The sequence below is a fragment of the Microbacterium sp. ARD31 genome (genome assembly GCF_031844425.1).
On sequence record NZ_JAUZVE010000100.1, the window covers coordinates 1 to 11,122 of the forward strand.

Here is an 11,122-nt window from a genome sequence, read left to right on the forward strand (position 1 = left end):
TGGGCTCGCGGTTGCCGCGGCTCTGGCCGCGGAAGGGCTGCGGCCGCAGCACGAGTTCGTGGTGATCGACGCCGCCAGCACGGGGCAGCGTTCCTGGTCCTCACGGTGGCATTCGATGGAGCTTCTCAGCGACGCACGGCATAGCGCGCTGTCTCCGCGGCGGCTGCTGGGTGACCAGCGCCGGCATCCGCGAGTGGACGAGATGGCCGACTACCTCACCTTCGTGGAAGCCGGGCTGGGCGTGGAGACGGTCTGGGGCATCCAGGCGACCGGGGTGGAGCATCGCGGGAACGGCTCGACTCTGCTGCTGTCGACGACGGCGGGGGAGGTGCAGACCCGCAACCTGATCTGCGCGACGGGCGCGGCCGCGCACCCGCGGATTCCGGAGTGGGCGTCTCTGCTGACGGTGCCCGGGGTGGTGCTGCACAGCAGCGAGTACCTGTACCCGAAGCAGATCCCGACCGGGGACGTGCTCGTCGTGGGCGGCGGGAACAGCGGTGTGCAGCTGGCCCGCGAACTGTCCGCGTCGCACACCGTGACGTTGTCCGTGCGAACCCGGCGGCAGCATCGCCCCGCGATGAGCTATCCCGCCGCGGCGGGGGAGAGGGTGCCGCTGTTCTCGCGGGAGCGTCGCCCCGAGCCGGTCTTCGGCGACAGCTATGAGCAGCTGCGCCGCGTCGGGGTCACGATCGCAGCTGCGGTGCAGGACGCGGCCGGCGCCGGGGTGACCTTCGCCGATGGCACGCAGGCTTCCCCCCGGTCGGTGATCCTCGCCACCGGCTACACCCCTGGCGACGACTGGCTCCCGGAACCGGCCCGCGTCGACCGGCCGCGGCGCACCCTGACCGGCCTGCCCGGGCTGTTCGTGGCGGGGATGCCGCAGTACGGCGGCCGCGGCTCCGACACCCTCGCCGGGGTGTGGAAAGACGCGACGACGATCGCCCAGCACATCATCAACCGGCCCTGAAAGGACCACCGCCTTGACCACCGTCACCGACCACGAACACCCGCACCGATCCGGCTCGCGGAGACGCGTCCTCCTCCTGTCCACTCTGACGACGCTGCTGCTGGCCGTCGGGCTCCTGTTCGCCACCGCGGCGCCCGCAGCCGCGCACGATGAGATCGTCTCCTCCTCCCCGGAAGCCGGATCCACGGTCAGCGTGGCCCCGGAGGAGATTTCGCTGACGTTCAGCGGCGAGATCCTCACCGATTTCAGCGCCGTGATCATTGAGGTGGTCGCCCCGGACGGGCAGAACATCGCATCGGGGGATCCGGTCATCGACGGGACCACGGTCACCCAGGCGGTGACGCCTGGTCAGGCGGGCGTGTACACGGTGCGGTGGCGGGTCGTGTCCAGCGACGGGCACCCGATCAGCAACGAGTACCAGTACACCGTCGAAGCGGTCACCGTCCCCACCAGCGCCCCTACCCCCGAAGCGACCGAGGAGCAGACACCCGACCCGTCTCCCACATCTGCCGCCAATACGTCCGGAGAGGTTCACAACGGGCCATCCGGAGGTGGGGAACTCCTCCCCGTCCTTGCGGTCCTGAGTGGCGTGATCGTGCTGGGCGGCGCGCTGGTGGTCGTGCTCATGGTGGCCAGAGAGCGTCGTCGCCGCGACCGAGCAGCCGCGGCCGCGGCCGCCGCGGATGGTGGAACCGCCGACGACCAGCAACAGAAGGAGAACCCCTCATGAAATGTCCGGTCGACGGGACCGCCCTGCTGATCACGGAACGCTCCGGGGTCGAGATCGACTACTGCCCGCAGTGCCGGGGTGTCTGGCTGGACCGTGGCGAGCTCGACAAGATCATCGACCGTGCCGCCGACCTTGCCGGCGGCGGCCGGCAAACCAGCACCGCCCCCTATCCGCGCGAGGGCGACCACCGTTCTGACCGCGACAGGGATCATCACGGTCGCTCCGGGCGTCGGCGGAAGGAAGGGTTCCTCGGTGACCTCTTCGACTTCTGACACCAAAAACCTCTTCCTGATAGCCGGTCTGATGACCGGGTTATCAGCGGCCCTCGCGAACGCAGGAGGAGCCGCTGATGGTTCGTGAGCAGACCCGGCGGTTCGCGGTCGCGTGCCTGGCCGCCGCTGTGGTGGTCCTGGTCGACCAGGCGACGAAGGCGGCCGCACTGGGAGGGTTGAGTCAGGAGGAGCGGATCCCGCTGCTGGGGGATCTGCTTGGGCTGCAGCTCGCGTTCAACCCCGGCGCGATCCTCTCCCTCGGAGCCGGGGTCACCGGGCTGCTCACTCTCCTCGGGGTCGGTGCCGTGGTGCTGCTGGTCGTCGCCGCCGCGCGGGCGCGGACCGGATGGTGGGCGATGGGGATCGGCCTGATCCTCGGGGGCGCGATCGGGAACCTGATCGACCGGCTGTTCTCCCCCCCTGGGTTCGGGGTCGGGCACGTCACCGACTTCCTCGCCTACGGGAACCTGTTCATCGGCAACCTCGCCGACGTCGCCCTCGGTGCCGGCGTCATCGTCCTCGGCCTGAGCCTGTGGACCCGACGCCGCCGCTCCCGCGTCAGCGCGGACAGCGCGGCGCCTGCGACGGGCTCCGTGGTGAGCGGGTCATGATGGCGAAGCAGCGGACCTCGTCCGTATACCAGCGCAACGCGTTCGCGCCGGGGCTGCTCGCGGCGGCGGTGTTGTTCCTCGCGCCGGTACTGATGGGCGGGGACTGGTTCACCGTTGTGCTGTTCGTCGCCGCGATCTTCGCGGTCATCGTGGGGTGGTTCGCGATCCAGGCGCGGCAGTGGTGGTGGTTGCCTGTGTTCGTCGTGATCGCCGTGATTTGGAACCCGGTGTTCCCGTTCCCGTTCACCGGCCCGGTGTGGACTGCGGCGCAGCCGGTCGCCGCGGTCGTGTTCCTGGTCGCCGGCGCCCTGATCAAGGTCAAGCGCGCATGATCCGCCGCCGCGTCCTTGCCGCCATGACGCTGGTCGCGGCGCTGCTGCTGGCCGGGTGCACGTCCAGCGACTCGCTTGCGCAGCAGTACCGGGACGGAAGCGAGAAGGGCTACATCGCCGGTGACTTCCAGATCGTCGAGATCCCGGATGCCGACCGCGGGGAGCCGGTGGTGTTCGAGGGCGTCACCGAGACCGGGGAGACGGTGTCCAGTGACGACTACCGCGGCGGGGTGCTGGTGGTGAACTTCTGGTACGCCGCGTGCGGGCCGTGCATCGTCGAAGCCCCGATGCTCGAGGAGGTCTGGCAGGAGTATCAGGACCAGGGCGTCGCGTTCCTCGGGGTAAACACCTACGACCAGCCAGCCACCGCACTGTCGTTCGCCCGTGACAACAACGTCACCTACCCGAGCGTGATCGACGTGAACGACGGACGGGTCAAGCTCGCGTTCGCGCAGGTCACTCCGATCCAGGCCACCCCCACCACCTTGGTCATCGACCAGGAGGGGCGGGTCGCGGCGCGGATCATCGGGCAGTTGGCCAGCGCGTCGATCCTGTCCACCCTGGTCGCTGACACCCTCGCCGAGGACACCTCATGAATCCGGGAGCGGTGATCGTCGACGGCGCCCTGTGGGTCGCGATCCCGGTCGCGATCCTCGCCGGGCTGGTGTCGTTCGTGTCCCCGTGCGTGCTGCCGCTGGTGCCTGGCTACCTCGGCTACCTCGGCAGCACCACCACGACGACCGCGGCCCCCACGGTGGACGGGGGGCGCACGGTGACGGCGGAGCGCGCGCGGCTGCTGCTGGGCGTGACATTGTTCATCGCCGGGTTCACCGTGGTGTTCGTCGCCGTCACGATCCTCGGCGGCACCTTCGGGTACCTGCTGCTGCAATACGCCAATGTGCTCACTCGCGTCTTCGGGGTCGTCATCATCGCCCTCGGCCTGGTGTTCCTCGGCTTCTTCGGCATTGCCCAGCGCACCCTCCGCCCCCGCGCCCAGGGCAGGGCCGGGCTGATCGGGGCGCCGCTTCTGGGGTTCGCGCTCGGCGTCGGCTGGACCCCCTGCATCGGCCCTACGCTCGCAGCGATCATCTCCATGTCGTGGAACCTCGGCGACCCCGCCCGCGCCGGCCTGCTCGGGCTGGCGTACTCGCTGGGCCTGGGCATCCCGTTCCTGATCCTCGCGGCCGGGTGGGGCTGGGCGTCCCGATCGGTCACGTTCCTGCGCCGCCACATCCGGGCCCTGAACATCATCGGCGGGGCCATGCTCATCGCCCTCGGCCTGCTGATGGTAACGGGACTGTGGACGGCGCTGATGTCGCAGCTGCAACAGGTGGTGATCAATGTCCCCCTCCCGATCTGACACCGGCACCGACGCCACGGCCGACCCGCTACGCCCCGGCGACCACGCCGACAGCGAATCCGCGACTGAGATCACCCAGCCGGCGCTGGGCATTACCGGGTGGTCGCGGTGGGCGTGGCGGCAGCTGACCAGCATGCGCACCGCGCTCGTGCTGCTGCTGTTCCTCGCGATCGCCGCCGTGCCCGGGTCGCTGTTCCCCCAACGCAGCGCCGACCCCAACGGGGTCATCCAGTGGGAGCGAAACAACCCCGACGTGTTCCCGCTGGCTGACGCGGTCGGGCTGTTCGACGTGTATCTGTCGCCGTGGTTTTCCGCGATCTATCTGCTGCTCTTTACCTCTCTGATCGGTTGTGTGATCCCGCGCGCCAAGCATCACTACAAGGCGCTGCGTTCTCGCCCGCCGCGCACCCCGGCGCGGATGTCGCGGCTCTCGGAGTACCGGGAGGTCACCATCCCGGTAGGGAACGCGCAGCCCGACATGGCCGCGCACGCGGTTGCCGTCGCGGCAGAGCATCTGCGTAAGGCCGGATACCGGGTGGAGCGTTACGACGCCCGCGGTACCACGTCGGTGTCTGCCGAGCGCGGCTACCTGCGGGAGACCGGCAACCTGATCTTCCACGTCGCCCTCGTCGGAGTGCTGGTCTCGGTGGGAATCGGCGGGTCGTTCGCGTACACGGGCCAACGAGTCGTGGTGGAGGGGACCACCTTTGTGAACGCGCTTAGCGACTACTCCTCGTTCAACCCCGGCCGTCTCGTCGACGGCACAGGACTTGCCCCCTACTCGCTCACCCTCGATGACTTCCAGGTCTCCTACCGTCTTCCCGGCACCCCCGGCGCAGGCCAGGCCGGCGAGTTCTCCGCCGACGTCACCATCCGCCAGCCCGGCCAGGACGACCGGGCGCAGAGCGTGATCGTGAATTACCCGATCACCGTCGAGGGTGACCGGATCTATCTGCTCGGCAACGGCTACGCCCCCACGCTCACGATCCGCGACGCCGCAGGCGAGGTCGTGTATAACGAGTCGCAGCCGTTCCTGCCGCAGGACGGCAACATGACCTCGCTGGGGATCATCAAGATCCCGGATGGGCTGCCCGAACAGGTCGGGTTGGTCGGGTTCTTCTACCCCACCCAGGGGGTGCTGCCCTCCGGCGCATTTACCTCGATCTACCCCGACGTCATCAACCCCGTGATGACGCTCAATGTGTTCAGCGGTGATTTGGGCATCGACGACGGCACCCCGAGGTCGGTGTACACGCTCGAGGTCGACGGCCTCACCCAGCACACCGGCGGCGACACCGCCGCCGACTCCCTTGAGCTCACCCCCGGCGCCACCGTCGACCTGCCGAACGGGTGGGGCACGATCACGTGGGAGGAGGTCACGGCGGAGGAACCGGTGAAGCGGTTCGCGTCGCTGCAGATCCAACGCGACCCCAGCAGCGGCTGGGTGCTCACGTTCTCCGGGCTCGCCACCCTCGGCCTGTTCGCCGGCCTGTTCGTGCCCCGCCGCCGGCTATGGGTGAAAGCCCGCAGCACCCCGGATGGTGTGCACGTCGAGTACGCGGGACTGGCCCGAGGCGAAGACCCCGCTTTGGCGCGCGCCCTCGACGAGTTCGCGGCCCGCCACGCCCAAACCCTCGGCGTCGAGCCACCGGCGAAGGACACGCCGTGACGATCGTGTGGATTCCGGACGCCCCGCCGACCCTCGGCGGGTTCCTCGCCCCGGCCCCACTTCCGGCTCCGGTGCTGCCGATCCTCGCGGGACTGCTCGCGGTCGCCTACCTGGCCGGCGCGATCCGAATGTGGGTTCGCGGCCGCGGCTGGCCGGTGTCGCGGACGGTCAGCTTCCTGCTCGGCTGCGTCGCCCTCGCCGCGGTCACCGGGCTGGCGGTGGAGAACTACGGGTACGCGCTGTTCTCGGTGTTCATGTTCCAGCAGCTCACCCTGATGATGGCGATCCCGCCGCTGCTGGTCCTCGGCTCTCCGGGTACCCTGCTGCTTCGCGCTACCCCGCACCGCGGCCCCGGCCTCCTGGTGCTCCGCGCCGCGCATGCAGGCCTGCGCAGTCGCACCACGCGGTGGCTTCTCAGCCCCTGGCTGGCGGTGCCGATTTACCTGGCCGCGTTCTACGGTCTGTACCTGGCGAACTTCGCCGATCCGATCTTGTCCACCGTCACCGGGCACACTCTCCTCGAGGTCGGGTTCCTGATCGCGGGAATGCTGTTCACCATCCCGATCCTGTCGTCCGACCCGCTGCCGGTGCGGATGAGCCACGGCGGCCGCGCCCTGGACGTGTTCGCCGAAGCCGCCCTGCATGCTTTCTTCGGCGTCTTCCTGATGATGGCCACCACCACCCTTATCGACGGGTTCACCGGCCCGACGACCGCCCTGGGCATCGACCCGATCGAAGACCAGGGCCTCGCCGGCGGGCTGGCCTGGTCCTACGGCGAGGCCCCCACCTTGCTGATGCTCATCTACGTCATGCACCGCTGGTTCCGTGACGACACCGCCCAGGCCGCAGCCGCCGACCGCCGCGCCGACGCGCACGGAGACCCTGAGCTCGACGCGTACAACGACTACCTCACCCGACTCCACCAGAAGGACACCTGACCGATGCGCATGCCCCCGCCGACACCCGCCCCGGCCGCCGCGCCGGAGCAGGAGACGCCGCGCCGCATCGTTGCGGCGTTGTCGCTGCCGGTGTGGGCGGCGGTGCTGGCATCCGCGGCAGCCGGCCTGCTGCTGGACTTCGCCTCCGCACCGGTGGGGTGGTGGCCATTGACGTTCGTGAGTGTCACGGTCGCCCTGGTGGCCTTGATCGGCCGCAGCATCGGCGGGGCGTTGCTGGCCGGCACTGTTTTCGGCGCCGTATTCTACACGACGCATCTGGTGTGGGTGGGGGAGTTCCTCGGCCCGGTGCCGTGGCTTGCCCTCGCCGGGCTGGAAGCGGTCCTGTTCGGCGCCGGCGCGGTGCCGATCACCCTCGCTTACCGGTGGACCGCCCGCTATCCGTCCCGCGGCCTCGTGCAGCTGCTCGTGGTACCGCCGCTGATCGCGGTTTTTTGGACGGCCCGTGAGCTGGTGATGGGTGCGTGGCCGTACTCCGGGTTCCCGTGGGCGCGCCTCGGAACGACCCAGGTGGGTGGGCCGCTCGCGGAGGTCGCGTCGTGGACGAGTGTGACCGGCCTGTCCCTGCTGATTGTCGTGGTGTGCGCCTCTGTGGTGCAGTGGATCCGCGCCGGCGGCATCCGGTTCATGCTCGGGTTGCACCCTGCCGTGAGCGTCGCTGTTCTCCTGGTCCTGACACCGCAGTTCCCTACCGCGCCGGCCGGGGAGTTTCGCGTGGGATGGGTGCAGGGCAACGGCCCCACCGGGTACTTCGACGATAAGGCGCCCGGGGACGTCCTTGCCGCACAGACCGCCGCCACTGTGCCGCTGTACGGGCAGCCGATGGATCTGCTGGCCTGGCCGGAGGGCGGCGTCGACGCCGACCCGCTCAGTGATCCCGCCGCCGCCGAGGCGTTGGACCGGGTTGTGCGCTCGGCCGGGGCGCCGTTGCTGATGAACGCCGCCACGACCCGTGGCGACGATGTTTTCAACACGTCTCTGCTGTGGACTGCGGATCCTGCGGACCGGCAGTGGCATGACAAGGTCAACCCGGTTCCGTTCGGGGAGTACGTGCCCGACCGGTGGTTCTACGAGCTGATCGTCCCCGACTTGGTGGGACTGATCCAGCGGGAGTACACCCCAGGCACCAATTCGCCGACTGTGCGGGTCGGCGATGTCGGGGTGGGGTTGGCGATCTGCTTCGACGTGATCTACGACGCTGTGATCTGGGAGGGCGTCCGCGCCGGCGCAGAGGTGTTCGTGTTCCAGACCAACAACGCCGACTTCCGTGGCACCGACGAGAACCTGCAGCAGCTCGCGTTCGCCCGGATGCGCGCCATCGAAACCGGCCGCGCGGTCGTCAATGTCTCCACGGTAGGCACCAGCCAGGTCATCACCCCAAACGGCACCACCCTCGACGGCATCGGTGTCGACACCGCAGGCGCGTCGATCAGCGCCGTCCCCTTGCGCACCGGCCTCACCCCCGCGGTGATCCTCGGTCCTTGGCTCACCGCTCTCATCGTCCTCGCCGCCGCCGGCGCCCTCACCGCGGCAGGGATCTGTCACCGCGCCCGCACGCGCGCGGACGGCGCTAATCGTGCGACTGACCCGGGGAGGCACCCATGAACACGCCAAGAGGGAGGCCTGCCAGAGGTCGACTTGCTGGGTCACTGCGAACGCTGGCGACGGGCAGTGATCTCACCCTTCCTGGTGACTCGACGGCGAAGGAGTGCGGAGGCGGACCGTTGCCCGCGGAGAGCCGTGGATTCCAAGCTGGTGTGAGCCGGCGCACGCTGCTGATCGCGGGAACATTGAGCGCGGTCGCCGTCCTGGTCGGCGGCCCGCTGCTGCCGGCAGCGTTCGCGGCGACCTATCCGTCCTGGGAGGACGTGCAGGCAGCGAAAGCGGACGAGGCGACCAAGGCGGCTGAGGTGCAGCGCATCCAGGGCCTGATCCGAAGCTTGACCGGCGAGGTGGCGCGCACCCGCACCGCCGCCGAGCAGGCCGCTGGTGCCTTCTACACCGCCCAGCAGGAGTACTTTGACGCCTCCTTCCGGGCCGACACGTTGCAGTCCCAAGCCGACATGGAAGCGCAAAACGCGGCCGATGCGGCGAACAAGGCCGGCCGCATCGCCGCGCAGCTATACCGCGATGGGGGCGACACAGCCTCCCTTGAACTGTTCTTTTCCGGGTCGGCAGCGACCGCGGACGATCTCCTGTCCCGGCTGGGCGTGATGGACAAGCTGCTGGAACGCAACCAGGGAGCGTATGCGGCCGCGATCACCGCCCGCGATGCTGCGCAGAGCCTGACCGATCAGGCCGTGGTCGCCCGAAACGAACGGGACCGGCTGCAGCAGGTCGCCGAGCAGAAGATGCTCGAGTCGCAGCAGGCCGCTGATGCCGCACAGGCCGCGGTGGACGCGCAGACTCTCCATCTCGGCGAGTTGCAAGCCCAGCTCGCCGCCCTCGAGGACACCGCCGCGAAGACCATCGCCGATTATCAGGCTGGAATCGAGGCTGCCCGCATCGCCGAGGAGCAGCGGCGAGCGGCGGAGCGGGCCGAGGCCGAGCGGCTCGCCGCCTCAGGCGGCGGCGGTGTGGTCAGCTCCGGGTGGGCACGGCCAACATCCGGTAACCGCACTTCGGGATTCGGGCCGCGCAGCTCACAGTGCGGCAACGGGTACTGCTCAACCAGCTACCACTACGGCGTCGATCTGAGCGGCGGCTGCGGCGCGGGGATCTATGCTGTCGCGGCGGGCACTGTCGTCTACGCCGGGTACAACGGTGGCTACGGCAACTACATCAAGATCGACCACGGCGAGGGGATCGGCACCGGGTACGCCCATATCCGCAACGGCGGCTTCTACGTCGGCTACGGCCAACGCGTGAATGCTGGCGACCTCATCGCCCGTGAGGGAGAGACCGGCAACGCGTTCGGCTGCAATCTCCACTTCGAAGTGTACGTGGGCGGCTCCCCGATCAACCCCGCCACTTTCCTCGCCGCTCGCGGCGTCTCGCTCTAACCCGAAACGAAGGAGGACATCATGGCTGAACGGACCATCCGAACCGGGGATTGTCCCCAGTCGGTCCCTACACGACGCAGTCTTCGAGGACTTGCGACACCGCCTCCCGCTTCGTGCGCATCTGTGACGTCGCGCGCGCCCAGTGCAGCAAGTGCTCTGCGTAGGCCGACGTCGTTGCGCCCGGCACGGACGCTGGTAGTCCTTGCGATGGTTGCTGGTCTCGTTGCCACTTTTGCTCTCCCGGCGTACGGGGCTTGGCAGCCCGCGGACTTGGAAACCCGCTCACTGCAGCAGGTCGCTTCGGAGGACGCGCAGTCATTGGTCGTCGCGTCCGATGCGGGCGCCGCGCAGCTCACCCGGGACAGCTACGCTGCCACCAGTCAGGAGGAGATTGATCAGAAAAAGGCGCGAGAAGCAGCGGCACAAGCAGCCGCCGAGCGTGCGCGGGCGTCCGCGCAGGTCGCGTCGGTACCGTTCGACTACGGCATGGTGCCCCCTGGCAGCGGAGCCGTGCGGTGGCCGGTCGGTGGCCCGTTCACTGTGACAGACAGGTTCGGAGCTCGCGGCGGCGCGCACATGGGGACCGACATGGTCGCTACCGGCGGCACCCCCGTCTACGCCTCCGTCGACGGTGTCGTGCGGATCTCACAGGACAGCTACGGCGCATACGGGGTGACCGTGGTGGTGGAGTCCGTGCTGAACGGGCAACAGGTGAGCACGGTGTACCCGCACATGCAGACCGGAAGCCGGCAGGTCGCCGCCGGGCAGACCGTCACGGCCGGGCAGCTGGTCGGACTCGTCGGCAGCACGGGACGCTCCACCGCGAACCATCTGCACTTCGAGGTCTACCTCGACGGAACCGCCGTGGACTCGCTGGCCTGGCTGGAAGCGAACGCGGGCTGACCCATGTGCCGCACCGATCTACCGCACCACCCCGCTCGCGGGCACCCCCTGACCGAAACGACGAAGAGGACGACCCTGCCATGACCGGAACCGACGCGCTCTCCCTCGACGGCATCTCACTGCTGCTGGTGTGGACGGCGATCGTCACCTACCTACTCGCGTTCATCGCGTACACCATCGACCTGGCCGGGCGCTCCGTCCCCGCCAGCGTCCCGCAGCGGGAGCCGGCCCTGGCCGGCGCTACCGCACGGGCTGGCCAGCAGACACAGAACGCTCAGAGTGGGTCGGTGGACAGTGTTCGCACGCCGCCCGCGCAGCGT

At 69.2% G+C, this 11,122-nt stretch carries 12 protein-coding genes and 1 pseudogene; all 13 read left to right on the plus strand.

Features of this window, described 5'->3' with window-relative positions; translation table 11 throughout:
• Positions 1–967, plus strand: a 967-nt coding sequence (locus tag Q9S36_RS50630) for an NAD(P)-binding domain-containing protein (RefSeq protein ID WP_311292297.1), incomplete at its 5' end; no start/stop codon positions are given.
• 13 nt (positions 968–980) lie between these two features.
• Entirely contained in the window at positions 981–1,697 is a 717-nt protein-coding gene (locus Q9S36_RS50635) for a copper resistance protein CopC (RefSeq protein ID WP_311292298.1), read from the plus strand.
• Positions 1,694–1,969 (plus strand): zf-TFIIB domain-containing protein, encoded by a 276-nt coding sequence (locus Q9S36_RS50640; protein WP_045246902.1) that lies wholly within the window; start codon positions 1,694–1,696, stop codon positions 1,967–1,969. The genes Q9S36_RS50635 and Q9S36_RS50640 overlap by 4 nt, the downstream gene beginning before the upstream one ends.
• 77 nt (positions 1,970–2,046) lie before the next feature.
• The gene (locus tag Q9S36_RS50645; protein ID WP_311292299.1) at positions 2,047–2,580 is read left to right on the plus strand and encodes a signal peptidase II; all 534 of its coding nucleotides are present in this window, start codon (positions 2,047–2,049) and stop codon (positions 2,578–2,580) included.
• Positions 2,577–2,912 carry a DUF6804 family protein gene (locus Q9S36_RS50650; protein ID WP_045246900.1) on the plus strand — a complete coding sequence of 112 codons (336 nt, stop codon included), beginning with the start codon at positions 2,577–2,579 and terminating at the stop codon, positions 2,910–2,912. The genes Q9S36_RS50645 and Q9S36_RS50650 overlap by 4 nt, the downstream gene beginning before the upstream one ends.
• On the plus strand, positions 2,909–3,508 hold the full coding sequence (locus Q9S36_RS50655; RefSeq protein ID WP_045246899.1) for a TlpA disulfide reductase family protein: 600 nt from the start codon (positions 2,909–2,911) through the stop codon (positions 3,506–3,508). The genes Q9S36_RS50650 and Q9S36_RS50655 overlap by 4 nt, the downstream gene beginning before the upstream one ends.
• Entirely contained in the window at positions 3,505–4,272 is a 768-nt protein-coding gene (locus tag Q9S36_RS50660) for a cytochrome c biogenesis CcdA family protein (RefSeq protein ID WP_311292300.1), read from the plus strand. Before Q9S36_RS50655 ends, Q9S36_RS50660 begins: the two co-directional genes overlap by 4 nt.
• On the plus strand, positions 4,253–5,941 hold the full coding sequence (locus Q9S36_RS50665) for a cytochrome c biogenesis protein ResB (RefSeq protein ID WP_311292301.1): 1,689 nt from the start codon (positions 4,253–4,255) through the stop codon (positions 5,939–5,941). Before Q9S36_RS50660 ends, Q9S36_RS50665 begins: the two co-directional genes overlap by 20 nt.
• Positions 5,938–6,879 carry a cytochrome c oxidase assembly protein gene (locus Q9S36_RS50670; protein WP_311292302.1) on the plus strand — a complete coding sequence of 314 codons (942 nt, stop codon included), beginning with the start codon at positions 5,938–5,940 and terminating at the stop codon, positions 6,877–6,879. The genes Q9S36_RS50665 and Q9S36_RS50670 overlap by 4 nt, the downstream gene beginning before the upstream one ends.
• Before the next feature lie 3 nt (positions 6,880–6,882).
• Entirely contained in the window at positions 6,883–8,502 is a 1,620-nt protein-coding gene (lnt, locus tag Q9S36_RS50675; RefSeq protein ID WP_311292303.1) for an apolipoprotein N-acyltransferase, read from the plus strand.
• Positions 8,499–9,899, plus strand: coding sequence for a M23 family metallopeptidase (locus tag Q9S36_RS50680; protein WP_311292304.1), 1,401 nt, complete (start codon positions 8,499–8,501; stop codon positions 9,897–9,899). The genes lnt and Q9S36_RS50680 overlap by 4 nt, the downstream gene beginning before the upstream one ends.
• 270 nt (positions 9,900–10,169) lie before the next feature.
• Positions 10,170–10,802 carry a M23 family metallopeptidase gene (locus Q9S36_RS50685; protein WP_311292305.1) on the plus strand — a complete coding sequence of 211 codons (633 nt, stop codon included), beginning with the start codon at positions 10,170–10,172 and terminating at the stop codon, positions 10,800–10,802.
• A gap of 80 nt (positions 10,803–10,882) precedes the next feature.
• Positions 10,883–11,122, plus strand: a pseudogene (locus Q9S36_RS50690) (c-type cytochrome biogenesis protein CcsB); the annotation flags it as partial.